The organism is Myxococcus sp. CA039A (assembly GCF_013336645.1).
GTDB classification, from domain to species: domain Bacteria; phylum Myxococcota; class Myxococcia; order Myxococcales; family Myxococcaceae; genus Myxococcus; species Myxococcus llanfairpwllgwyngyllgogerychwyrndrobwllllantysiliogogogochensis.
On sequence record NZ_JABUMQ010000078.1, the window covers coordinates 1 to 24800 of the forward strand.

The window sequence follows — 24800 nt, forward strand, 5'->3', positions numbered from 1 at the left end:
GCGCGGGGGCGGTGCGGGGTGAATTGACGCGGGCGTGCGCGGCGGCGTTCGGGTGTGCCAAGCGCGTGCGCACGGAGACGGCCATCGGCCGCGCGGCGACGTCCATGGCGTCCGCGGCGGTGCAGCTGGCCAGCAAGGTGTTCGACGGCTTGAAGGGCAAGACGGTGCTGGTCGTGGGAGCAGGGGAGATGGGAGAGCTGGCGGCGCGCCATCTGCAACAGGCGGGCGCGACGAAGCTGTTCATCACCAACCGGACGTTGGCTCGCGCGGAGGCGCTGGCGATGGAGGTGGGTGGGGTAGCGCGTCCCTTCGAGGAGCTGTTCACGCTCCTGGGCGCCGCGGACGTGGTGGTGTGCAGCACCGCGTCGCCCGTGCCCCTCTTCACGCGGGAGAACGTGAGCGCGGTGGGCAAGGGGCGCAAGGGCCGGCCGCTGTTCATGGTGGACCTGGCGGTGCCTCGAGACATCGACCCCGGGGTGGGCACGCTGGACTGGGTGCACGCCTACGACGTGGACGACATCCAGAAGTTCGTCGCGGACAACGCGGCCGCGCGCGCCGAGGAGGCGCACAAGGCGGGCGTGCTGGTGGCGCAGGAGGTGGCTCGCTTCGTCAAGGAGCGCGCGCTGCGCGAGGGCATGCCGGTGCTCGCGAGGCTGCGTCAGCGCGCGGAGGCGATTGCCCGCACGGAAGTGGAGCGCACGTTGACGGCGTTGGGTGACGGGCTGACGGACAAGCAGCGCAAGAGCATCGAGGCCATGGGGCGCGCCATCGTGAACAAGCTGTTGCATGAGCCCACCTCGCGACTGCGCGCCGTGGGGCCGGAGGGCGAAGGCAACCGGTTGGCGGGTGCCGCCGCGGAGCTGTTCGGTCTGCTGGAGGCGGAGCTCGAGGCGGCGGACGCGGCTTCTTCCGCCCTGGCCCCTGTCCCACAACAGGTCGCCACGGGGGCGAAGCGATGAAGTCCGTGCGCATCGCCACCCGACAGAGTCCGCTGGCGCTCTGGCAGGCGCGTCACGTGGGAGCGCTCCTGGCCGCGCATCATCCCGGCCTGGAGGTGTCCTTCGTGGAGATGACCACCGAGGGAGACCGCTTCCTGTCCGCGCCGCTGTCCGCGGTGGGTGGCAAGGGTCTGTTCGTGAAGGAAATCGAGCAGGCGCTCATCGACGGTCGCGCCGACCTCGCGGTGCACAGCCTGAAGGACATGACGTCCGAGCTGCCGGAGGGCCTGGTGCTCGCGGCGGTGCCGACGCGCGAGGACCCTCGCGATGCCTTCTGTGGCCTGGAGGGACAGACGTTGGACTCGCTGCCCCAGGGCGCGCGCGTGGGCACGTCGTCGCTGCGTCGCAGCTGCATCCTGCGCTCGCGTCGGCCGGACCTCGAAATCGTCAGCCTGCGTGGCAACGTGCAGACGCGTTTGCAGAAGACGAAGGAGCTGGGGCTCGCGGGCGCGGTGCTGGCGTACGCGGGACTCAAGCGTCTGGGCCTGGAGGGTGTCATCACCCAGGTGTTGTCCACCGAGGTGAGCCTGCCCGCGGTGGGGCAGGGTGTGCTCGCCATCCAGTGCAGAGGTGCCGATGCGCGGGTGTGTGGGCTGCTTGCCCCGCTGGAGGATGCGACGACTCGCGTGGCGGTGACGGCCGAGCGCGCGCTGCTGGCGAAGCTCGAGGGAGGGTGCACCGTGCCGCTGGCGGGGCACGCCACCGTGTCCGAGGGCATGGTGCACCTGCGCGGACTCGTGGGCCGGCCGGATGGCGCACGGGTGGTGCGGGGCGAGGTCCGTGGGCCCGTGGCACAGGCGCGGGAGCTGGGCGAGGCGCTGGCCGAGGACCTGCTGTCGCAGGGCGCGGCGGACATCCTGCGTGATTTCGCTCGCCGCCCGGACGCACGGCCCTAGACTGTCGCCCGCGTGGAACGGCGACTGGAAGGCATCCGAGTCTTGGTGACGCGCCCGCGTGAGCGGGCCGAGGAGCTGTGCTTTCTCCTGGAGGACGAGGGCGCGGAAGTGCTCAGCCTGCCACTGCTGGAGTTGCGCCCTCCGGAGGACCCTCGGCCGCTGGCGTCCGCCGCCGAGCACATCCAGCGCTATCGCTGGGTGGTGTTCGCGAGTCCCTCCTCGGTGGACGCGCTGATGGATGCGCTGCGCGAGGCGGGCACGGCGCAGCGGCTCGCCCGCGTGAAGCTGGCGGCGGTGGGGCCTCGCACGGCGCGCGCCGTGAGGGGTTATGGCCTGGACGTCGCCGCGGAGCCGGATGAGGGGACAGGGGAAGCGCTCTTCGAGGTACTCAAGGACGCGCTCCAGTCGGGTGACGAGGTGTTGTTGCCCGCGGCGGAAGAGGGACGGCGCGAACTCGAGGATGCATTGCGAGACGCGGGCGTGCTCGTCACCCGCGTGACGGCCTATCGCTCTCTTCCAGCGGAGCTTTCGCCAGAGGCGCTGGAGCTGCTCGCCGGTTCACCGCCGGACGTCGCGGTGTTCGCCTCGCCGCGCACCGTCGAGGCCTTCCTGGAAGCGGCGGGTCGCGAGCGGCTGGGGCCCGCGCGAGTGGTGGCGATTGGCCCCACCACGGCGTCCGCACTGGAGCAACTCGGTCTGCCTGCCACCGCCGTCGCGGAGAAGCCCACGCCCGAGGCGCTGGTGGATGCCACGGTCCGCGCGGTGCGCGGGTAGCTCACGGAAGTTGGCCTCGGCTGTCGCGGAGCGTCCTCGGCCCGAGTCGTGGGTGGATGCCACGGTCCGCGCTATGTGCGGGTAGCCCGGGGGATTCGGCCTTGCCCGTCGCGGGAGGCGGCCCCGCTTGAGTCACGGGTGTGAGCCTCCGCGCCGTTCGCGGGTAGACTGTCCTTCCCGTCGACGTCCGGGCGAATGCGTACCCGGGGATGGTCGACGTGGAGGGGTCTTCGATGATTCGGGGTTCGCAGCGGAGCGCCGTCGTACTCGGGTTGTTGTTGTCCGTCACCGCGGCGGCGCAACAGGTGTTGGAATACAAGGACCTGGGCCACCGGGTGCTCAGCACCCCCGCGGACCCCTTCGTCTTCTACGTGGACGGCCGCCAGGCACAGCCCGCGGGCAATGACCTCAACCTGGTGGTGGCCGCCAGCCGCGCGGCGGCCCAGACGTGGCAGGTGAGCTGCTCGTGGCCGACCTTCTCCTTCCCCCAGGACGGTGGCGTGGCCACGACGGGCTCGCCCATGGCGAACGTCAATGACCCCACCGACCGCTTCAACGTGGTGCCCGTCTGGGTGACGAGCGCGAGCGACCCGCGCTACACGGACACGCTCAATGGCGGGGACAGGCCCTCCGCCGCGCGTCCACTGACCTTCAGCGGCTACGTGTACCAGTGCGACATCTTCCTCAACGCCGTGGACTTCACCTGGTCCACGCTGACGCCCACGCCCGCGGGCCAATACGACATCCAGAGTGTGCTGACGCACGAGATTGGCCACTGCCTGGGCCTGGGCGACTCCTTCGAGGCCATTGGCGCGGTGATGTTCTTCGACATTCCGAGGGGCGAGAGCCGACGCCAGCTCGCGGACTACGACAGGACGGCGCTGTGCCGCTTCTATCCGAAGACGGGCGCCGTCGGTTCGCCCTGTGACAGCACCGCGTGCACCACTGGCCTGACGTGTGTCACCGCTCCGTCCACCGTTTCTGGCGCGGACCTCAAGGTCTGTGCGAAGGGCTGCTTCGGCAGTACCTCCGGCGAGTGTCCGGCCCCCTATGTCTGTCGCGAGTCCACGGCGGTCTCCGGGTACACGCGGGCCTGTCTGCCGGCCCTGCCTGACGGAGTCACCCCCGTGGGCCGCGAGTGCACGCCTGGCCCGAGAAGCTGCGGCAACACGAATGGCGACTGCATCGCCCCGGTGGCCCCTCCGTCTGGCAACGGCGAGTTCGACCGGTGGGACAATGGATACTGCACGGAGACGTGCAGCGGCTCCGGTTCGTGCCCCGCGGGCTCGGAGTGCTCCAACGTGGCCGGGCAGGGCTCCATCTGTCTCAAGGACTGTACGCCCGGTGGCAGTGACTGCCGCCCTGGCTATACCTGTGAGACCCGGCCCGAGGGCGACCTCTGTGTCCCCGGCTGCTATGGCGACCTGGACTGTGACAGCAACTCCGTCTGCCGGACGTGTGACCGTGTCTGTGTTCCGAAGCAGACGGCGGGCAAGCAGGTGGGCGATGCGTGCGCGGCGAACGCAGAGTGCGGCACCAACCAATACTGCCTCTTCGCGGAAGGGGGCACGCAGGGCGTGTGTGCGCAGCAGTGCTCCGTCTCGGCGTGCGCCTGCCCGGGTGGAACGTCGTGCCAGGTGGTGAACAAGGACGGTGAGCGAGCCTGCGTCCGGGCGTGCTCCACCAGCTCGTGTCCCTCGACGCTGCGGTGTGGCGCGGTGGAGCAGGGGAGCTCCGCCTGCCTGCCTGTCTGTCTTTCCAATCAGGACTGCGCGCCCAACATGCTCTGTGCTTCCGGGGGCACCTGTTACGATCCGCTGGCGCGGCCCGACGCCGGCCCGTGCACGCTGTGCAACGATGGTGGCACCCAGCCGCCACCGCCCGTGGACGCGGGGCCTCCCCAGGGCAGCGTCAATGGTCCGGATGGCTGTGGTTGTACAGGTGCTCCTGTCTCGGCCGCGGCGTTCCTGGGTGGATTGGTCCTGCTGCTGCTGGTGGCGGGAAGGAGACGGACTTGGCACAAGCAGTGAGCGGCTCTGGCAACCCTCCCGCACGGAGCCGGGATGACTTCACCACGCTCTTCGTGCTGGAGGCGTTGGTGGGGCAGGGGCTGCTGACGGCCCAGCAGGCCCAGGAAATCCTCGCGAAGGAGGGGGCCGCGCGAGCGCGAGTCCTCAAGGCGCAGACAGCCGCGAGTGGCAAGGAGGCCGCGCGCTACGACGTGTCGCCGGTGGAGGTGGTGGCGGCCTTCCAGGTGCCCCTGGCCAGTGGCCGGGGCGTGCTGGACGAGGACCGCGTCACGGAGGCCGCCGCGCGCGCCGCGGGCATCGCCTACCGGAAGATCGACCCGCTCAAGCTGGACATGACGCTTGCCACGCGAACGGTGTCCCGGCCGTATGCGCAGAAGCACGTGTTACTTCCGCTGGAGCGTACGGCGCAGGGGCGGTTGTTGGTGGCGGTGGCCAACCCGTTCGACCGCGAGCTGTTCGAGAGCTTCCATCGCCTCACCAGTCTCCCGGTGGAGCCGGTGCTGAGCTCGAAGGCGGACATCCTCAAGTCCATCTCCGACATCTACGGCTTCAAGAAGACGCTGGCCCGCGCGGCGGATGACTTCAGCGTGGCGGCGGGTGGGGGGCAGCTCTCCAACTTCGAGCAGCTCGTGTCGCTCAGCGGCACGCAGGAGTTGGAGGCGTCGGACCGGCCCGTGGTACAGGCGGTGGACTATCTGCTGCGCTATGCCTTCGACAACCGCGCTTCGGATATCCACATCGAGCCCAAACGGGCCACCAGTGTGGTTCGGTTGCGCATCGACGGTGTGTTGCACCCGGTGTACTCGTTGCCGGCGCAGGTGCATCCGCCGATTGTGTCGCGCGTGAAGATGCTCTCGCGCATCGACATCTCCGAGAAGCGCAAGCCCCAGGACGGGCGTATCAAGACGGAGCGGGACGGGCGTGAGGTGGAGTTGCGTGTCAGCACGCTGCCCACGGCCTTTGGCGAGAAGGTGGTCATCCGCATCTTCGACCCGGAGACGCTGGTGCAGGACATCGCCCAGCTCGGGTTCGAGCCGGACGAGAAGAGTTCCTTCGAGTCGTGGATTGACCAGCCCCACGGCCTCATCCTCGTCACGGGGCCAACGGGCAGTGGCAAGACGACGACGCTCTACTCAGCGCTCAAGGCGCTCGCGGGCCCGGACGTCAACGTCACCACGATTGAAGACCCTATCGAGATGGTGTGGGACGCCTTCAATCAGGTGCAGGTGCAGCCCAAGCTGGGGCTCGATTTCGCGAGCGCGCTGCGCCACATCCTGCGGCAGGACCCGGACGTCATCATGGTGGGTGAGATTCGTGACCAGGAGACGGCGGAGAACGCCATCCAGTCCGCGCTCACCGGACACCTCGTCCTCTCCACGTTGCACACCAACGACGCGCTGGGCGCCGTGGCGCGCATGAGGGATTTGGGTGTCCCGTCGTTCCTCCTGGCGCAGAGCTTGTTGGGCGTCATGGCCCAGCGCCTGCTGCGCCGCGTGTGCAGTCATTGCGCGGAGGAGGCAACGCTGACTCCGGATGAACTCCTCGCGCTCCAGGCTCCGCTGCCTTTGTTGCCGGGTGGGGTGCGCCTGCTGAAGGGCGCGGGCTGCGTGCGCTGCCGAGGCACCGGTTACGTGGGCCGCACGGGCGTCTTCGAAATCGTCACCACGAATGGAGAGCTGCGCGAGCAGATTTCACGCGAGGCTCCCTACGAGAAGCTGGTGGAAGTGGCTCGGCGTGGAGGGATGCGCACGTTGCGCGAGGCCGCCGTGCGCAAGCTGGCTCAAGGGCTCACGGCTTTCGACGAAGTGGTGCGCATGACTTCGGCGTGAGGCGGGGCGTGGACAGGACTCTCGCTGACAGGGTGGGAGTCCCGCGGCCACCTGTATCTGACTTGACAGGAATTGCGCCAGGTCATGCATGCGAGGACGGCTCGAAGCGGCATGGCGTATGGTTTTCTGAAACAGTCAGCGTTGGGTTTGTGTTGGCTGGTTCATCTAGTATTGCTCCACTCCGCGTGTCCTGCTGAGCCATCCAAGACCCGTGTCTTTGTGGGCCCTGGCTGAAGTCCCGTCACCTCATGTGGGCTCGGAGTCACTCCAATGACGCTCATCGAAGTTGAACTGTTCACGACGCCCGGCAACAACGCAGTGATTCGTCTCCCAGGACGCCGTTTTCCCGGCGTCGTCATCCAGGGAGACACGCTGCATTCCATGGTGATCACCACGTCCGAGGCCCTCTCGGCCCTGATGCAGGGGGACACCTCGACTGCTCAGGAGCTACTTCAAGAGTCGGTCGAACAGCTTCGGGATGCTCAGGAGCGCTATGCGGCTGCGCTCCAGGAGCATGGCCTCGCGCTGCCGTATTGATGGGCTGGTCGAGCCACACCGGGATGAAACGACAACGGCCCGGTCCCCCGTGAAGGGAACCGGGCCGCGATGTCTGCTCAACCGAGCGAACGCCTAGAAGCGCGCCTGCAGCAGGGTGTTGAAGCCCAGCGCGTGCGGCTTCTCGAACGTGGCCTGCGCCACGCCCGTGATGTCGTCCCGGAACGTGGTCCGGTTGGTGTCGTACGTGTAGTAGACCTCGCCCACCGCCGCGACGGAGTCGGACAGGTCCCAGCGGAACGTCGCCTTGGCGGAGTAGATGGGCTCCGCGCCGCACGCTCCCGAGCCACCGCACGTCTCCGGCAGGATGCTCAGCTGATTCACGTCACGCACCACGACGGTGCGCGTGCCCACCAGGTTCGGCGGCGGGTTGTTGCCACCGAGCAGCGACGTCGGGCTGCGGAACGACGCCGGACGCTGGATGCCGAAGATGAAGCCCGGCGTGAAGTGCAGCGCCGGCAGGTGGTAGTCCGCACCCAACGCCAGGAAGATCTCCGGGTTCAGCTCCGTCCCCTCGGGGAAGTCCTGGAACGGAGGGAAGCCCGGCACGTCGAACTGGATGTACGAGAGGCTGCGGTACAGGCCGAGCAGGCTCAGGCGCAGGAAGCCCAGCTTCGCGCGGGCCTGCAGCGCCAGCGCCGTGGCGCCCTGGGGCTCCGTCGCGCCGAACTGGTCCGGCTTCTCCAGCGTCTGGGACAGGTAGCTGCCTTCCAGCGACACGGAGTAGGACAGGCCACCCGGGTACTTCTCCGGAGCGAAGAAGCGCTCGTAGATCTCCGGGTCGTTCTTGTAGAGCCGGAAGTCCACGCTCGTGCCGACGGGCACGCCCACGTGGTAGACGACCTGCGCGGACACGCCCGCGGCGTTCACCGGCGCCTCCACACCCAGCGTCGCGAGCCCGGGGACCAGGCCCTTCTGGAAGTAGCCGCCGCCCGCCTCGACGCGCAGCGTCTCCAGGATGTCCACGCCCGCGCCGGCCATCACGCCGTAGAGCGTCTCTTCCTCGAGGACGAGCTCGTTCTGCACCAGCGCCGTCTTGCCGCCCACGTACGCGTACCACCTGTCGCGGGTGATCTGCAGCTTGGCACCCGGCACGCCGTTGGTGGCCGAGCGGGTGGTGAACACGCCGCTGCCGCCCCAGGAGATGCGGTACGCATAGCCCAGCCGGAAGCGGTCCGCGGACACCGGGAAGCCCACCAGCGAGATGCCTTCCTTCTCACCCCAGCCCGGGGGCTGGTAGTTGAGCCGGATGTAGCTGGAGTTGTCCTGGATGGCGACCTGACCGCTCGGGCGCTCCAGCACCAGCAGCGTCAGGGCCGCCTCCGTCGTCAGTCCCTCGAAGAACGCCGGTGCCCGCTTGTAGAGCACGATGTTCGACAGCGACTCGAAGCCGGAGAAGCGCGTGTTGAAGTTGTCGTAGAACTGGGTGTTCTGGTTGCCCGCGCCAAACCGTGCGTTGGGGCTGTTGGGCGTGGTTTCACCCGAGCCCGCGAGCACGTTGTCGTCCGCGAACACGAACGACAGACGCGTGTCCACGAAGTCACTGGCCCAGGCGGGCACACTCAGGGAGATAAGGCCGGTCAGGGCCAGCTTCTGCAGCGTTTTCAATGTCCCTCTCCACGGAGCGCCCGCTTGGGTTCGCTCCTCCCTGCACCCCGGTGACCCGGGGCGCGAGTTTCGTCAAAAGCCTACGGATTCACGCAAGGTTCGATGGGACGCGGGCACTCCATGCCCGGGCCAGGGTAGCAGCAGAGGTCGTCCTGATCTCGGGGCAGCACAATCCAGCGAGGCCGAGCCGCGCTGACGTGGCGCAGATGGCCCACGATGTCGAAGGTCGCTCCATGCAGGAACCGGCACTGCTCGGCGCGCTCCGCGTCGGCATCCGTCTCGCTGCAGTTGACCACCAGGTCCGGTACGGCGTCCTTGGTCACCAGGTTGATGCGGGTACGCGGGTGCTGGCTCACCTTGCAGCTGGCCGAGCCGTTCACCGCGTCCTGCACGGAGACCCACACGAACAACTGGTTGTCCTTGAGCGTGTGCTCCAGGCGCGTGGCCGCGGCCAGGGCGACGTTGGTCGCCACACCGGGCACGCTGCTGCCGCCGAAGCGCACATTCACGGCCTTGTCGCACCAGATGTTCACCGTCACGCCCGTGGTGTAGGCGTTGGAGGAGCGCGTCCACGCCTCGGTGGCGGGGGACACGGGCGGCAGCGCGTTGAGCGCGTGCAGTCGGCCGTTCACGGTGGCGTCCAGGCCCGCTTCGGCGGCGCCCGTCGGGTTCATCTCCACCACGAACTGGCCGAAGTTGTCGTAGGTCGTCTTCTCCGCGCAGATCTGCCCACGGTACTCGCCCAGGCCCAGCGTGCAGTCGACGTTGCACTTACGCTCGGGGACGTCCGGGTCATTGGGGTCGTCCTCGCCGCAGGCGCCGAAGACGTTGGTGCGCGGGTCGGGACAGAAGAAGGGCACGCTGTTGTTGCCGTTGGCGTCGCAGCTCCGGAAGACCTGCGGGAACTTCACCCGGCGAATCTTCACCAGCGAGGACTCCAGGCCCTCCATCTTGTAGTTGCCGTAGCTGTAGCCGCACATCACGTCCGTGATGTAGGGCGAGCCGCTGAAGCCGCACAGCCGGCCGTTGATCTCCGTCGGCGGCGCCAGGGCCAGGTACTTGTTCCACTCGGCCTGGGGCAGCAGGCGGACCTTCTCGCGGATGCTCCACGAGGGGAACGTCAGCTGCGTGGTCGCGGTGAACTCCTGCACGGAGCCCGCGATGGACCACAGCAGGTCGCCCGGATCCAACCCTTCCGGGAAGGAGTAGTTGTAGATGTAGAGGGCGTTGAAGCGGCCTGGGAAGAAGCCCGAGGGCTCCGCCGTCTGGGTGTTGGCGCCGGGGATGCTTCCCTCGCGCACGCGGCACGCCGTCAGGTCCGTCACGAAGAAGCCGCCCGGGTCCGTGCCCGTCACCAGCAGCGTCACCGGCTGGTTGTAGTTCGGGTCGTCCGGCTCGCAGTTCTGGATCAGCGGCGAGCCCGCCTCGGGCGCGCGACCAATGCGCATGAACGTGCCGTTGTACGCGGTGAGCTGGTCGCTGTTCTGCGGCACCTGCACCGTGGCGATGGTGGGCTCCTCGAAGTGCATGGAGCGCGACAGGCCGGTGGAGAAGGTGCGCGTGGCGGGCTCCTCGGGGAGCTCTCCGGCGACGACCTCACCCTCGGCGTAGTCGACCTGGACGGGCTCGTCCTCCACCCACACGTGGGCTTCACCGTAGAGCTGCGCGCTGCGCACGGTGCCCGTGCCCTTGCCATTGGTGAGCTGCACCCACCGGTAGCGATAGGGGCCGGTGAGGTTTCCCGGGACGGTGCGGAAGGAGACGGGGCCGTTGAACGCATCCATCGGCTGGCCCTTCACGTCCACCGCCTGGATATCGAAGTCGATATCCACCGGACCGCGAGGCATGGCCAGGCGGCAGTCCGGGGTGCCACGCAGCTCCATGGGCACGGCGGCCTGGGTGCCACCGTGCTGGGCAACGCAGCTGGCCACCACGGGCAGCGACGCGCGCGGATTGGAGTCCGCGACGTAGAAGCCCTTCACGGTGACTTCGAACGACGCGAGGCCCTTCGGCTGAGGCGACTCCTCGGTGTAACAGCCGACCAGGGCCAGCGCCGACAGCAGCATGAGCTTCTTCATTACTTCACCCTCCGGCCAATGCGGCCGTCTTCCACGGCGTCGGCGATGGGCATCGCCGTCGGGTTCGTGCAGAAGTTGCGCAGCTGCTGCGTCACCGTTCCGCACACGGGGTTGATTCCACTCATGACTTCGCGGCAGTCACACCGGCCGGTGAACGGGCCCGCGGAGACCGCGCAGGCGGCCTGGGCCTCCAGGGCGGTGGTGACGTCGGGGATGTTGCAGCCATCCGGGTTGTAGCCCCGGGCCGCCAGATCTCCGCAGGTGCAGGTGCCCACCTGCTTGGCGGCGATGCAGGCCGCGCGGGCCTGGTCGGGGTTGGTGACGGAGGCGACACCGCAGCTCGACGGGTTGTAGCCGTTGCGCAGCAGGTCCTCGCAGGAGCAGCTCCCCACCTTGGCGGACAGCTCATTCTCATAGTCCTGCATCTCCCGACAGGAGGCGCGCAGGCGATCATTGATGACCCACTGGCCGTTCACCAGCGAGCCACAGCGCTGCCCGTCAGCCCGGTTGCCACGCGTCGCGTAGCCCGCGTTGATGTCGTCGCAGGTGCAGAAGTCCTGCATGTAGCCGATGAGCGAGTCGCGCAGGGAGATGCCCGTCTCCTGGCGCGTGGTGTTGCGCTTGAGCACGTTGAAGCCCGAGCCACCCTTGGCGATGTAGTCGTTCACCGCCACGCGGTAGGTGCCGAACGGGTTGAGCGGCTTGCCGCCCACCACGATGTTCGTGCCGGGGTGGGCGTAGCAGCGGCCCGTCGTGGCCGAGGTGCTCGTGTCCTGGATGCACTGCCAGGGAGCGTGGCCCTCGCGGTTGTCCGGGGGGCAGTCCGCGCCCTCCAGCGAGAGCTTGCACTCGACGCGCAGGTCGTTGATCTGCACCTGGGCGCAGTCCATGGTGAAGCTGGCACCGGAGATCTGCGCCTGACTCACGCAGCCACGCTCGGAGGAGCGCTCGGCCACGAAGTCGAACATCTCCTGCATCTCCTTGCCCGACAGGTACATGATGTTGATGGTGTTCTCGAACGGGAACACGTTGAACATCGACTCCTGGGACACGACGCCGGAGTAGAGGTTGTCGCGGATGCCCAGCGAGTTGGTGAGCGCCATCTGCGCGTCCACGCGACGACGCTTGCGCATCGAGTCCGCGGCGATGTTGCCCAGCGGCGAGTCGCCACCCGTCGAGTTGTTCCGGCGCGTCACGTCCGTGGGCGCGTACGCGAAGATGTTCGTGAGCTGCAGCTTCATGTCCATCCCGATGATGTAGGGCTGGAGCAGGTGCGTCGTCTGTCGGTCCTCCTGCTCGCGGCAGGCGTCGATGGCCGCGCGCACGGCGGGGGTCTGGATGAACTGGCCGTCCTCCCAGAAGATGTTGGAGTCGTAGCGGTAGCGGCGCATGGCGTCGTCGCACCAGAGCCCGTCGATGGGGAACACGCGGTAGTCCTGGCTGAGGACCTCGCCGCCTTCACCCGTGCCGAGCACGTCCGGCATCTTCACGACCAGCTCCAGCCGGCCCACGTACTTGGAGAAGGCGCCGGAGTGCGCGAGCACCACCTTGCGGCCGCTCGGGTCCGCCAGCAGCTGCGGCGGGTTGAGCACCACGTGCAGGTGGCCGCCCATGATGACGTCGACGCCAGAAACGCCGGGGACGAACACGCGGACGACCGAGTTCTCGTTGCCCTCGGGACCGAACCACTCCAGCACCTGCCAGGGGCTGTCCTCGCGGCGGATGAAGCTGCGGGCGCGGCCGTACTCGTAATAGGCCTCGTAGCCCTGGACGACGTCCTGGTCCTCGGTGAGGCCCAGGTGGCTGACGAGGACGATGAGGTCCGTCACCGGCCGCAGGAGCGCCACATAGGCGCGGACGACCTCGTTCTGCTCCAGGGGGGTGACCTGCAGGCTGTTGCCACCCTCGACGATGGAGTTGAGCGAGGAGATGTTGGCCATGCCGACGATGCCCACCCGCAGGCCCTTGATGTTGCGGATGGTGTACGGCGAGGTCTCCAGCCCCGTCTCGTTGCTGCCGTTCTGCCGCCAGTCATTCCAGTTGTAGTTGGCGGCGAGCAGCGGGAAGGTGGCGTTCTGCTTGGCCTGCTGCGTGAAGTTCAGCGCGCCGGCGTCGAACTCGTGGTTGCCCACCACCGCGGCATCCAGACGTGCCTGCGACAGGAAGCGGAACTCCACTTCACCGTTGTTGAGGTTGAAGATCGGAGCGCCCTGGAAGCAGTCGCCCGAGTCGACGTGCATCACCCGCTCGCCCCTCGCGCGCTCGCGCTTGAGGATGGCGGCCATGCGCGTCGCGCCACCGAAGGGACCGGCCTCGGGCACGAGGCCCAGGTCCTGGTCCGTTTTCAGCGGAGCGAAGTCATACGGGATGAGCCGGGAATGGATGTCCGAGGTATGAAGGAGCGTGAGGCGCACCTCCTGCCCCTCGAGGTGGTAGTCCTGGCCCTCCACCACTGGCATGCATGAGGCGGTGGCCAGGGCACTAAGAAGGCCGAGCAGGAGGCGACGCATCAGGAAGAATCCGTGTTTCGGTAGGACGTCGGGAGTAAAGCGCGCGCAAGGTACGGTATCGGACACGGGCGGGCAAGCTACGCCGCCATGGCATTCCTACTCGCACACCTTGACCGTTCAACTCCAGGAGAGCAGGCAGACATGCGGCAGAGCCATTCCAGTGTGACTGACATCGAGATCATCGAGGATTTCTCGGCCACGGCGCGCTGCGACGAGGGTTTCCTCCGAGTGAAGCGCCTGCGGTGTCGCAATCGACGCGCGGACGGCTCTTCCTCGCCAGTCTTCCGGGTGGACGTGGTGGACAGGCCCCGACTCGATGCGGTGTCGGTGCTCGTTTATCGACGCGGTGCGGCGGGACTGGAGGTGTTGACGCGGATGAACCTGAGGCCCGCGGCATACTTCCGGAAGGATCAGCGGGACGCGATGACGGTGCCGGACCCCGGTGCGGGCTACCTGCGGGTGGAGGAGATCGTCGCGGGGTTGCTGGAGCCGGAGGACAAGGGTGAGGAGGGCCTGCGGCGCCGCGCGGCCGAAGAAGTCCGCGAGGAGGCGGGCTACGCGGTGCGCCCCGAGGACATCCAATTGCTGGGGGGCTCGTTCTTCCTGGCGCCGGGCATCCTCTCGGAGAAGGTGTTCCCCTCGGCGGTGGACGTCACGGACGTGAAGCAGGAGGAGCCGGAGGGGGATGGGTCGCCCCTGGAAGAGGGGACGCTGCTTCAGTGGCGGACGCTCCAGGAGGTCCTCGACGCGTGCCGGCGCGGTGACATCCCGGATGCGAAGACGGAGGTGTCGCTGACGAGGCTGCTCGCCCGACTGGGCTGAGACATGTCCGTGGGGTTTCTCGCGGGCCGCGTGCCAGGGTAGGGTGCGCGGCGTTTCCGCACTCCACTGACGAGGTCGCTGCATGTCGTCGCTGCCCCCGTGGCTGGCCAACCTGTTGCCCATTCTCATCCTGCTGGGGGCCATCTCGCTCGTGCTGGCCCGCCTGCCCAAGGTGGAGCTGGGTCACACGGACGCGTTCCGCCGCCGCCGCTTCTTCAACTGGTTCCCACTGGGGATGACGTACGCGTTCCTCTACATGGGGCGCTACAACCTCAACGAAGCCACCAGCGCGATGAAGGGCCACACGTCCAACGCGGACTTCGGCACCATCTTCTTCTGGGGCACGCTCGTGTACGGCTGCGCCTTCCTGCTCAACGGTCCGCTGACGGACCGGCTCGGTGGGCGGAAGACCATCCTGCTGTCGGCCGCGGGCTCGTCCGTGGCGAACGTGCTGATGGGCATCGTCGTCTACAAGGTGCTCACGGACGGCTGGCAGCCGCCGGGTGGAATCGTGGGGACGCTGTCGTTCCTCTACGCCGTCAACATGTACTTCCAGAGCTTTGGCGCGGTCTCCATCGTCAAGGTGAACGCGTCCTGGTTCCACGTGCGCGAGCGCGGCCAGCTGGGCGGCGTGTTCGGCATCCTCATCTCCCTGGGCGTGTACTTCGCCTACGACTGGAGCCGTTTCATCGCCAAGGCGGCGCCCACGTACTGGGTGTTCTTCGTGCCCGCGGCCATCCTCGCGGCCTTCGTGGTGGTGGACTACTTCGTCATCCGCGACACGCCCAGCCACACGGGCCATCCGGACTTCGACACCGCGGACGCATCCAGCGGAGAGTCCCAGGCGGGCCTGGGCGTGTGGCCCGTCTTCAAGAAGATGATCACCAACCGCACCATCATCATCATCCTGATGGTGGAGTTCTGCAGCGGCTTCATGCGCAACGCCATCATGCAGTGGTACCCCAAGTTCGCGAAGGCGACGGGCATCGCCGACGGTTTCGTCGCGGCCAACTGGGGCATGCTGCTCTGCGTGGCGGGCATCACTGGCGGCATGTTCGCCGGCGTCATCAGCGACCGCGTGTTCGACTCGCGCCGGGGTCCTGTCTCCGCGGTGCTCTACGCGGGCATGAGCGTGGGCGCGGTGGCCACGCTGTTCCTCCTGGGCAGCCCCGCGCTGGGGTGGACGGTCATCTTCATGTCCCTGTGTGTCATCGGCGTGCACGGCATGTTGTCCGGCACCGCCAGCATGGACTTCGGTGGCAAGAAGAACGCGGGCCTCGCGGTGGGCATCATCGACGGCGCGGTGTATGCGGGCACGGCGCTCCAGTCGTTGCTGCTCGGGCGCATCCTGCCGGCGGGGGAGGTGGCCAAGGACCCCCACAACTGGGGCAACTGGCCCCTGGCCATGCTGCCCCTGTCCTTCGCGGGCCTGCTGCTGGCCACCAAGGTCTGGAACGCCCGGCCCCAGTCCAAGGCCGCCCCCGCCTCGGGCGCTTCCGCTGTCACGCAGACAGTTGCAGCTCCCAAGACTGGTACCGGGGGCTGAGCCCCCTGTGGACCGCTGGACGTCACGGGGGCGTCACTCCCCCGTGACAGGGTTGTAACGTAGAGTGGCGGTGTGTCCCAGGCACCCGCACCGCTCCATAGCCGCTTCGAGGTTCACGACCGGAAGCAGTTCGAGATCAAGCTCGAGTACCAGCCCTCGGGCGTGGACGAGACGCGCTACCTCGTGGAGGCGCATCTGTTCCTCCCTGGCAGCTTGAACATCGACCAGGAGACGTACCCCCGCGCGGACTTCTACGCGGACATCCACAACTACGTGCGCTTCAAGACGCCGGTGATGGCGGTGCAGGAGCTGCTCTCGTCGGACACCTCGCCGCTGGTGCGGCTGGAGGCGTGGTTGCGCACAGGGTTGGGCTCGGAGCGGGATGTCGTCTACCAGGCGAAGCTCCTGTCGTGCGTGCTGCGCGGGGCGCTGCGCCGCTTCGCCACGGGCGTGGAGTCCCGCTGCGAGGGGCCGGTGGCGCTGCCCACCGACGCGTGCGCGACGCTGGAGTCGGAAGTCGTGGCGATGCAGGCGGGGGTGACGCAGGTGCTGGCGCGCTTCCGTCAGTGGCTGCGCTCGGTGGGGGAGCTGCGCCTGCAGGAGCGCTCCCGCGCGTCGCTGCGGCTGGTGGACGAGTACGTCAGCCTGCTGGTGGAGAACGGCTTCCGGCGTTCGGTGGCGGACATGAAGTCGCTGCCGCGCGGAGAGCCGTGGCTGGGGCTGCGCAAGGGGCTGATGGAGGCGGTGCTGCGCGAGGAGTCCTACCGCAAGGAGCACCGGCTGCGCAGCGTGCTGAGCCCCACGGGCGACAACGAGGAGTACATCCTGCGGCTGGGCATGCTGAAGAAGTTCTGCATGAACGTGCTCTTCCTGTCCTCGCGCCGCCTGCAGAAGCGGCAGGGGTGGGAAGAGGTGCTGTTCGCGCTGGCTGCGGGCATCGCGATGGCGTTCGCCACGGCGGTGGCGCTGTGGGCGCAGATCCGCTTCACCCAGGTGAGCCTCAACTTCTTCCTCATCGCCGTGGTCGGCTACATGATGAAGGACCGCATCAAGGAGGGCCTGCGGCGGCTGTCGAGCCGCGTGGCGGCCACGCACCTGTCGGACCGCACCGCGGACCTGGTGGACCCGGTGACGGGGCGCACCATCGGCAGGTGCGAGGAGCGCGTGGACTACGGGCCCAAGGTGCCGGACTCGGTGGCGGCGCTGCGGCACCAGGACGACTTCCTCACCGTGTCCCAGGGCGAGCTGACGGAGACGGTCATCCGCTACCGCAAGCACATCATCCTGGACGCGCGCCTCCTGCCGCGCTCGGACCGGGGCCTGTCGGGCGTCACGGACATCCTCCGGCTCAACGTGGAGCGCTTCCTGCGGGACATGGACGAGCCCGAACTGGCGCTGGAGTACGTGGACCTGGCGGACCTGTCGGTGGGGCACATCCGGGGCGCCAAGCGCTACCCCGTGGACGTGGTGTTCCGCTTCACGGTGGAGGAGGAGGAGACGGACCGCCGCCAGGAGAGCACGCAGCTGGTGCGGCTGGTGCTGGACCGCAACGGCATCCAGCGCATGCTGCGCTTCGCGGACACGGTGCCGGGCGCGCCCCCTGGCCCCATGCCCTGGCAGTCAGCCGCCTGACACAGGCGGTTTCGGCGGCACGGGCGGGCGCGCGCGGGTAGTCTTCGCCGCGCCCATGGCCCACGAAGACTTCAAGAAGCGCATCCGCGACGACTGGCGCGACAGCCTGAACGCCATCCTGGCTCGGGCCCGCTCCCTCGGCGAGCGGGCGGTGCTGGCGTTCGACCTGGACTCCACCCTGCTCGACAACCGGCACCGGCAGGCCCGCATCCTCCGGGAATATGGCGAGGCGCAGGCCGTGGCGAGCCTCGCCGCCTGCGGCCCCGAGCACTGGACCTCCGGCTGGGACATGCGTGACGCGATGCGTGCCTGTGGCCTGGAGGAAGCCCAGGTGCAGGCCCACTTCCCAGAGGCCCGCCGCTTCTGGGGCGAGCGCTTCTTCACCAGCGAGTACTGCGAGGTGGACGAGGCCATCGACGGCGCGGCGGCCTTCACGCACGCCGTGGTGGCGACGGGTGCGCGGCTCGTCTACGTCACCGGGCGCCACGAGGGCATGCGCGAGGGCTCCGTCGCCTGCATGCGGCGCCACGGCATGGCGGTGCCGGACGACGCGCGGGTGCTGCTCTTGATGAAGCCCACGCTGCGCGAGGACGACGACGCGTTCAAGCGAGAGGCGCACGCGAGGCTGGGTCGGCTGGGCACCGTGGTGGCCGCCTTCGACAACGAGCCCACCCACGCCAACGACTACCGGGTGCGCTTCCCCGAGGCCACCGTGATTCACCTGGCCACGGATCATTCCGGTCGACCGGTGACGCTGTTGGACGGCATCATCAGCGTCCCGCATTTCACCCTCGTTTCCTGACGCACCGCGCCTGGAACACAGGTGCGGCCCTGAGGGGTTTGAAAGGCTTTGAAGTCCCCCTGCCGCGCGCTATGAGGCGCACGGCGTTTGCCGCCCCGGGTGAGGAGGGGCGGACAGCATGGAGGCACCCGCGGTGGCCAGCCCGTACTCGAAAGACTTGCTGTTGACGATGTACCGGAAGATGTACCTCATCCGCCGTTTCGAGGAGCGCGCGGGCCAGCAGTACACGCTGGGGAAGATCGCCGGCTTCTGCCATCTGTACATTGGCCAGGAAGCCGTGGCGGTGGGCCCCATCGAGGCCATCCGGAAGGAAGATTACATGCTCAGCGCGTACCGCGACCACGGCCAGCCCCTGGCGCGCGGCAGCGACGCGGGCATGGTGATGGCGGAGCTGTTCGGCCGGGGCACCGGCTACAGCAAGGGCAAGGGCGGCTCGATGCACATCTTCGACATCGAGCACCAGTTCTACGGAGGCTACGGCATCGTCGGCGGGCAGATTCCGCTGGCGGCCGGCATGGCCTTCGCCAGCCGTTATCGCAACGAGGACCGCGTGACGGTCTGCTACTTCGGCGACGCGGCGGCCAACCAGGGCGCGCTCCACGAGACGTTCAACATGGCGTCGAAGTGGAAGCTGCCGGTCATCTACATCTGCGAGAACAACCGCTACGGCATGGGCACGGCCATCTCCCGCACGTCGGCGGTGCCGGAGATCTACAAGCGCGCCGCCGCCTACGACATGCGCGGCGAGCCGGTGGACGGCATGGACGTGCTGAAGATGTACGAGGCCGTGAAGGACGCGGCCGCGTGGTGCCGCGCGGGCAAGGGCCCCGTGCTGCTGGAGGCGAACACGTACCGCTTCCGTGGCCACTCCATGGCGGACCCGGCGACCTACCGCTCCAAGCAGGAGGTGGAGGAGGAGCGCAAGGGCGACCCCATCCCCAAGCTGCGCGACTACGCCATCAAGAACGGCCTGGGCGCGGACGCGGACTTCGAGCGAATCGAAGAAGAGGTGAAGGCGCAGGTGGACGCCGCGGTGAAGTTCGCGGACGAGTCCCCGGAGCCGAGCCTGGAAGAGCTGTGGCGCGACACCATCGTCGAGCCGGGCGAGCCGGACGTGCGTCCCCGTGAGCGGGTGCTGGGCACGAAGGTGACGAACTGGCCGTCGTATCCGAGCGGCCAGGAGCTGAAGGTGACGTGGGACCTGGAGCCGCGTGAGCAGGCGGAGCTTGCGGACAAGAAGGCGGGCCTGACCCGCTAGTTCCCCCGCCCCCTGACCAAACCAACCTTTTTGATTTCGAGTCGGAGCCGACGATGCCCGAGTTGATGTACCGCGAGGCCCTGAACCAGGCGCTCGCCGAGGAGATGGAGCGCGACGCCAACGTCTTCCTGATTGGCGAGGAAGTGGGTCGCTACAACGGCGCCTTCAAGGTGTCGCAGGGGCTGCTGGACAAGTTCGGGAGCGCGCGCATCATCGACGCGCCCATCTCCGAGCTGGGCTTCGGCGGCATGAGCGTGGGCGCGGCCATGGTGGGCCTGCGTCCCGTGGTGGAGATGATGACCTGGAACTTCGCGATTCTCGCGATGGACCAGATCGTCAACAACGCGGCCAAGCTGCGCCACATGTCCGGCGGTCAGCTGCGCTGCCCCATCGTCTTCCGGGGGCCGGGCGGCGCCGGTGGCCGGCTGTCCAGCCAGCACAGCCAGGCGCTGGAGTCCAACTACGCGCACTTCCCGGGCCTGAAGGTGATTGCGCCCGCGACGCCCGCGGACGCCAAGGGGATGCTCAAGGCGGCCATCCGCGACGAGAACCCCGTCATCATGTTCGAGGGCGAGCGGCTCTACGCGCTCAAGGGCGAGGTGCCCGAGGGCGAGCACGTCGTGCCGCTGGGCAAGGCGGACGTGAAGCGCGAGGGGACGGACGTCACCGTCATCACCTGGAGCCGCATGTATTACTTCTGCATGCAGGCGGCCGAGGAGTTGGCGAAGGAGGGCATCAGCGTGGAGGTCCTGGACCTGCGCACGCTGCGGCCCCTGGATGAGGAGGCCATCCTGGCGAGCGTGCGCAAGACGAACCGCGCCGTCATCGTCGAGGAGGGCTGGGCGCTGGCGGGTATCGGCGCTTCCGTGGTGGACATCATCCAGTCCAAGGCGTTCGACGAGCTGGACGCGCCGGTGGAGCGCGTGACGGGGCTCGATGTGAACATGTCCTATGCGGCGAACCTGGAGAACGCGACCCAGCCGGACGCGCCCAAGATCATCGCGGCCGTGAAGAAGGTGTTGTACCGCCAGGGAGCCTGACCCGTATGGCCACGCCCATTCAAATGCCGAGCCTCTCCCCGACGATGACGGAGGGGAAGATCGTCAAGTGGCTGAAGAAGGTGGGGGACAAGGTCTCCTCCGGTGAGGCACTCGCCGAGCTGGAGACGGACAAGTCCAACCTCGAAATCGAAGCCTACGACGACGGCTACCTGCTTCAGATTCTCGTCGGCGAGGACCAGTCGGCCCCCGTCGGCGCGCCCATCGCCTATATCGGCGCGCAGGGCGAGAAGGTGGCGGCGGGTGGCGCTCCGGCGCCCAAGGCCGCCGCGCCCGCCTCCGCTCCCACGCCTGCTCCCGCCGCGAAGGTCGAGGCCCCCGTGGCCCCGGCCGCCGCTCCCGCGACGGGCGGTGGTCGCATCGCCATCCAGTTGCCGAGCCTCTCCCCGACGATGACGGAGGGGAAGATCGTCAAGTGGCTGAAGAAGGTGGGGGACAAGGTCTCCTCTGGCGAGGCGCTCGCCGAGCTGGAGACGGACAAGTCCAACCTCGAAATCGAAGCCTATGACGACGGGACGCTGGCGGAGATCGTCGTCGGGGAGAACCAGTCGGCGCCCGTCGGCTCGCCCATCGCCTACCTCACGCCCAAGGGTGGCAAGGCCGCCGCTGCTCCGACTCCGGCCGCCGTGCCGAAGCCCGTCGAGGCCGCCGCGCCCAGGCCCCCAGCGCCCGCCGCACAGGCCACGCCTGCCGCGTCGGCACCGGTGGCCTCCGGAGGACGACGCGTCCGGGCCAGCCCGCTGGCGAAGAAGATCGCCAAGGACCGGGGCCTGGACATCGCCCAGGTGCAGGGCTCCGGCCCGTCGGGTCGCGTGGTGAAGCGCGACATCGAGGAGGCGCTGGCTCGGGGCGTGAAGGCTCCGGCGGCCGCTCCCTCGGCGCCCGCCGCGCGCAAGGCTCCGTCCGCGGCGACGGTGGCCCGGCCCGAGGCGCGGTCCGAGCCGCTGTCGTCCATGCGCAAGGTCATCGCGCAGCGGATGACGGAGGTGAAGCCCGGCGTGCCGCACTTCTATCTCACCCTCGAGGTGGAGATGGATGCCGCGGTGAAGGTGCGCGAGGAGGCGAAGGCGATGGAGCTCAAGGTCTCCGTCAACGACCTCATCGTGAAGGCCGTGGCGATGGCCGTGCGTCGCTACCCGAAGATCAACGTCTCGCTCCAGGGGGACCAGGTGGTCCACCACGGCTCGGTGGACGTGGGTATCGCCGTGGCGCTGGAGCAGGGGCTCATCACGCCCGTCATCCGCGACGCGGACACCAAGGGGCTCCAGGCGATCTCCACGGAGGTGCGTGAGCTGGCGGAGCGCGCCCGCAAGCGCGCCCTCAAGCCCGAGGAGTACACGGGCGGCTCCATCACCGTGAGCAACCTGGGCATGTACGGCATCGACCAGTTCGTCGCCATCATCAACCCGCCGCAGGCGTCCATCCTCGCGGTGGGCGCGGTGGCGGACAAGGTGGTGGCGCGGGACGGGCAGATGGTGATTCGCAAGATGATGACGGCGACGCTGTCGTGCGACCACCGCATCATCGACGGTGCCATCGGCGCGGAGTTCCTGCGGGAGCTGCGCGGCCTGCTCGAGCACCCGACGCGGCTGCTCTTCTAGGCCGTTCTCGTGGCCCGCTCCTCGTCGTGCCCCATTCTCAGGGGCGCACGGGAGCGGGCCGCTTCGTCACTGGCGCGTCGGCTCTTCGCGGCGCGCTTCCTCTTCCAGTCGTCGCTGCTCGCACGTCACGCTCGCCTGCTGCTCGCGGCTCGTGCCCGTGGGCAGGTCATGCTCGTCTCCCAGCGAACGGCCCCTCATGCCCGGCCAGGGCTCGGGGCGCGTGGCCTCTACGTGTTCGATGTGCTCCACGTAATCACTGTCACTGGCCGCATTGCGCGGCACGTCGTCCGGCTTGTCCTGGTGCGCCATGGCGCTGTCCTCCTGGGGGTGGAGACTCGTGCGGAGTCCCTCCGTTAACGGTGTGACGCGAGGCGATAGGCGTCCACCCCGAGGCCCCGCCGCAAGGCCCGTTCCCTCGCTTGCTGAGCAGGCACGAAAAAAAGGCCGGCAGCCGCGTCGGTTCGCTGCTTAACTTCGTCCAAATGAACGACGACATGACACGCGAACGGCTCGTCCAGGGTGTGTCGGAGTTGGAGGAGCGGGTGGGCCAGCCGCTGCCTCTCGCGCAGTCGCTGCACCAGGCCCTGCTCGGCGCGGTGTTCCCCCTCACCGCTGAAGAGCTCACCTGGGTGGCCCGGGAGAACGAGGCCCCGCCCACGGTGCTCTCGCTGCTGGGCGTGCTGCCCAGGGGCAGCTTCCCCTCCGTGGACGCGGTGGCCGTGGCCCTCGAGCAGGATGCCGCCCACGCGGAGCAGCTCCCCGAGACGCGCGACTCCACCCTCACATCTCCCCGCTGAATCCTCCCTCCCAGGCGCGCCGGGCGCTCTCCCGGCGTGTCCATGCAAAGCCGCCTGGCACCTCCGTGCCCAGGCAGGGAACCATGCGGTCGTCTGGATTTTCCTGGGGGTCAAACCTGTCTGGTTGCTCTAGAGTTGAGGAGGCATTGCGTCCCGGGGGGACGGTTCCGTCGGCACCCAGAAGAAAGGGAGTCGGAGGAGGCGCTATCCTAGGCGTCACCAGCCTGGCCTCGTCGTGGGATAGCCGGCCAGGAGGAGCGTCATGAACCCGTCTGAGCTACCCGCGGTGCTGTACGTCGACGACGACGCCCTGAACCTGCGGGTCTTCGACGCGAACTTCGGACAACGCTTCCGCATCTTCCGCAGCGCATCGCCAAGCGAGGCGTTGACGCTGCTCGAGCAGCGCAAGGGAGAGATTGGCGTCATCCTCTCCGACCAGCGCATGCCGGGGATGACGGGCGTGGAGCTGCTGGAGCGGGCGCGTTCGATTGCGCCCGACGCCAAGCGCATGCTCGTCACGGCGTATGCGGACATGCAGGCCGTCATCGACGCGGTGAACCGCGGCCAGGTGACGCGCTACTTCGTCAAGCCGTGGGACCGCTCGGAGCTTCAGGCGGCGCTGGACGACGCGCTGAAGATTGCCCGGCTGGAGCTGCGCATCCGCGAGGTGGAAGGGCGGATGATGAAGTCGGAGCGTCTGGCCACGCTGGGCCAGGTGACGGCGGGCATCGCCCACGAGCTGATGGGCCCGGTGGGCTACCTGTCGCAGAACGTGGCGTCGCTGCAGCGCGACCTGACCAGCGTCATCCAGTACGTGTCGAAGCATCTGCCGGCGGACCCGAGTCCTCCTGTCGCGGAGACGGTGGAGGACCTGCCCGCGCTCATCAAGGACCTGGCGGACGGCGCGGAGCATCTGCGGCAGGTGGCGCTCGGGCTGCGCGCGCAGGCGCGTGGCGAGGACATGGAGGGCACGGCGGACGTGGCCGAAGTGGTCTCCTTCGCGGTGAAGCTGGCGCGGGCGGAGGTTCGAGACAGGGCGCGGCTGACGAGCAACGGCGAGCCGGTGCGGGTCGTCTTCGGTCCGGTGAAGTTGTGCCAGGTGTTGCTCAACCTCGTGGTCAACGCGGCGCAGGCCATGGGTGGCACGGGACGTCAGGGGCGCATCGAGGTGCGCTGGTCCGTACGCCCCGAGGACGTGGTCCTCACGGTGGCGGACAACGGCTGCGGCATCCCCATGGACCTGCAGGAGCGCGTCTTCCAGCCGCTGTTCACCACGAAGCCGGTGGGCATCGGCACGGGCCTGGGCCTGTCCATCTGCCGGGAGCTGGTGACGCAGGCGGGTGGCAACCTGCGGCTGTCGTCCACGCCGGGCGAGGGCACGGACATCGAAATCACCCTCCGGCGAGCCCCGCTCCCCTGAGGCCGAAGGCGTTGCTGAGCACGCGCCACATCCGGTGGAGTGACTCGCCTTCCGAGCGGCGCACGTCCTCCACCAGCACCGCGCGCTGGGGCTGCGCCCCTTCTCGGGCGTACTCCACGACGAGCGCGTAGCGGGGCCCGGGACGCTCGACGAGGTGCACCGCGCGCACGGCGTCGAAGGGCACCAGCTCCGAGCGGGTGGCGCCGGGGGTCCAGGCCAGCCGCTCCAGGCGCAGCGTCTCCGAGCGGAAGTGCAGCACGAATCGGCGGCGTCCCAGCCGGGCCTCGAATCGCAGGGCCACTCCGACGAGGGCCGCGGCGACGAGGGCCAGCGTCCCGGCTGTGATGGGGAAGGCGCCCTTCTCGAGGCCCACCATGACGGCGGCGCCCAGCGCGCAGCCCACGGCGACACCCACACACAGTCCCGGCAGCATTCTCCGCTCCCAGCGCGGAGGGAGGGATTCGCCCAGCAGCCGCCCCCCGTCGTAACGCAGGCGCACGTCCCCCAGCAGCGGGGGCACCCGGTTCTCCAGCAACGCGTCCTCGAAGCTCGCCACGGACGGCAGCATAGCGGCCCTCGCATGCGA

The 24800-nt window shown here is 68.5% G+C and carries 19 protein-coding genes and 1 pseudogene; 15 read left to right on the forward strand and 5 right to left on the reverse strand.

Annotated features, from left to right (window positions below):
* The 6 genes from hemA to HR086_RS15255 form a co-directional block, all read left to right on the forward strand.
* Positions 1-959: glutamyl-tRNA reductase (gene hemA / locus HR086_RS15230; protein WP_174465985.1), on the forward strand; the 959-nt coding region annotated here is incomplete at its 5' end.
* Complete coding sequence (gene hemC / locus HR086_RS15235) at positions 956-1894, forward strand: hydroxymethylbilane synthase (protein WP_174454965.1); 939 nt, start codon at positions 956-958, stop codon at positions 1892-1894. The genes hemA and hemC, both read left to right, overlap by 4 nt.
* Positions 1895-1936: 42 nt before the next feature.
* Positions 1937-2668: a uroporphyrinogen-III synthase gene (locus tag HR086_RS15240; RefSeq protein WP_217440011.1), complete on the forward strand. Its 732-nt coding sequence runs from the start codon at positions 1937-1939 to the stop codon at positions 2666-2668.
* Between the two features lie 233 nt (positions 2669-2901).
* Positions 2902-4698, forward strand: a complete 1797-nt coding sequence (locus tag HR086_RS15245; protein WP_174454967.1) for an adhesin — start codon at positions 2902-2904, stop codon at positions 4696-4698.
* Positions 4683-6527: a GspE/PulE family protein gene (locus tag HR086_RS15250; RefSeq protein ID WP_217441818.1), complete on the forward strand. Its 1845-nt coding sequence runs from the start codon at positions 4683-4685 to the stop codon at positions 6525-6527. The genes HR086_RS15245 and HR086_RS15250 overlap by 16 nt, the downstream gene beginning before the upstream one ends.
* A 270-nt stretch (positions 6528-6797) precedes the next feature.
* Positions 6798-7064 carry a hypothetical protein gene (locus tag HR086_RS15255; RefSeq protein ID WP_174454968.1) on the forward strand — a complete coding sequence of 89 codons (267 nt, stop codon included), beginning with the start codon at positions 6798-6800 and terminating at the stop codon, positions 7062-7064.
* A gap of 93 nt (positions 7065-7157) precedes the next feature.
* Here the strand turns inward: HR086_RS15255 and HR086_RS15260 are convergent, their stop codons facing one another.
* The 3 genes from HR086_RS15260 to HR086_RS15270 form a co-directional block, all read right to left on the reverse strand.
* Positions 7158-8690 carry a hypothetical protein gene (locus HR086_RS15260; protein WP_141644744.1) on the reverse strand — a complete coding sequence of 511 codons (1533 nt, stop codon included), beginning with the start codon at positions 8688-8690 and terminating at the stop codon, positions 7158-7160.
* A gap of 80 nt (positions 8691-8770) precedes the next feature.
* Positions 8771-10768, reverse strand: coding sequence for a hypothetical protein (locus tag HR086_RS15265; RefSeq protein ID WP_174465986.1), 1998 nt, complete (start codon positions 10766-10768; stop codon positions 8771-8773).
* The gene (locus HR086_RS15270; protein ID WP_174454969.1) at positions 10768-13278 is read right to left on the reverse strand and encodes a bifunctional UDP-sugar hydrolase/5'-nucleotidase; all 2511 of its coding nucleotides are present in this window, start codon (positions 13276-13278) and stop codon (positions 10768-10770) included. The genes HR086_RS15265 and HR086_RS15270 overlap by 1 nt, the downstream gene beginning before the upstream one ends.
* 141 nt (positions 13279-13419) lie before the next feature.
* Here HR086_RS15270 and HR086_RS15275 point away from each other — a divergent pair, with 141 nt between their 5' ends.
* The 7 genes and pseudogenes from HR086_RS15275 to HR086_RS15305 all read left to right on the forward strand — a co-directional run bounded on the left by HR086_RS15275 (position 13420) and on the right by HR086_RS15305 (position 21997).
* Positions 13420-14100, forward strand: a complete 681-nt coding sequence (locus HR086_RS15275; protein ID WP_174465987.1) for an NUDIX hydrolase — start codon at positions 13420-13422, stop codon at positions 14098-14100.
* 82 nt (positions 14101-14182) lie between these two features.
* Positions 14183-15646 carry an MFS transporter gene (locus HR086_RS15280; RefSeq protein ID WP_174454970.1) on the forward strand — a complete coding sequence of 488 codons (1464 nt, stop codon included), beginning with the start codon at positions 14183-14185 and terminating at the stop codon, positions 15644-15646.
* Between the two features lie 72 nt (positions 15647-15718).
* Positions 15719-17278 (forward strand): hypothetical protein, encoded by a 1560-nt coding sequence (locus HR086_RS15285; RefSeq protein ID WP_174465988.1) that lies wholly within the window; start codon positions 15719-15721, stop codon positions 17276-17278.
* 55 nt (positions 17279-17333) lie between these two features.
* Positions 17334-18080 carry a hypothetical protein gene (locus HR086_RS15290; RefSeq protein ID WP_141644738.1) on the forward strand — a complete coding sequence of 249 codons (747 nt, stop codon included), beginning with the start codon at positions 17334-17336 and terminating at the stop codon, positions 18078-18080.
* 133 nt (positions 18081-18213) lie between these two features.
* Complete coding sequence (pdhA, locus tag HR086_RS15295) at positions 18214-19338, forward strand: pyruvate dehydrogenase (acetyl-transferring) E1 component subunit alpha (protein WP_141644746.1); 1125 nt, start codon at positions 18214-18216, stop codon at positions 19336-19338.
* Positions 19339-19382: 44 nt separating this feature from the next.
* A pseudogene (locus HR086_RS15300) lies at positions 19383-20378 on the forward strand (pyruvate dehydrogenase complex E1 component subunit beta); the annotation flags it as partial.
* A 5-nt stretch (positions 20379-20383) separates the two neighbouring features.
* On the forward strand, positions 20384-21997 hold the full coding sequence (locus HR086_RS15305; RefSeq protein ID WP_174461907.1) for a pyruvate dehydrogenase complex dihydrolipoamide acetyltransferase: 1614 nt from the start codon (positions 20384-20386) through the stop codon (positions 21995-21997).
* A gap of 66 nt (positions 21998-22063) precedes the next feature.
* Here the strand turns inward: HR086_RS15305 and HR086_RS15310 are convergent, their stop codons facing one another.
* On the reverse strand, positions 22064-22306 hold the full coding sequence (locus HR086_RS15310) for a hypothetical protein (RefSeq protein ID WP_141644735.1): 243 nt from the start codon (positions 22304-22306) through the stop codon (positions 22064-22066).
* A 185-nt stretch (positions 22307-22491) separates the two neighbouring features.
* On the opposite strand from HR086_RS15310, the gene HR086_RS15315 reads away from it, so the two are divergent.
* Entirely contained in the window at positions 22492-22794 is a 303-nt protein-coding gene (locus HR086_RS15315; RefSeq protein ID WP_141644734.1) for a DUF2795 domain-containing protein, read from the forward strand.
* 262 nt (positions 22795-23056) lie between these two features.
* Positions 23057-24214, forward strand: coding sequence for a sensor histidine kinase (locus HR086_RS15320; protein ID WP_141644733.1), 1158 nt, complete (start codon positions 23057-23059; stop codon positions 24212-24214).
* Here HR086_RS15320 and HR086_RS15325 read toward each other — a convergent pair.
* The gene (locus HR086_RS15325) at positions 24186-24782 is read right to left on the reverse strand and encodes a hypothetical protein (protein ID WP_174454973.1); all 597 of its coding nucleotides are present in this window, start codon (positions 24780-24782) and stop codon (positions 24186-24188) included. The genes HR086_RS15320 and HR086_RS15325 overlap by 29 nt on opposite strands.
* Positions 24783-24800: the final 18 nt, after the last annotated feature.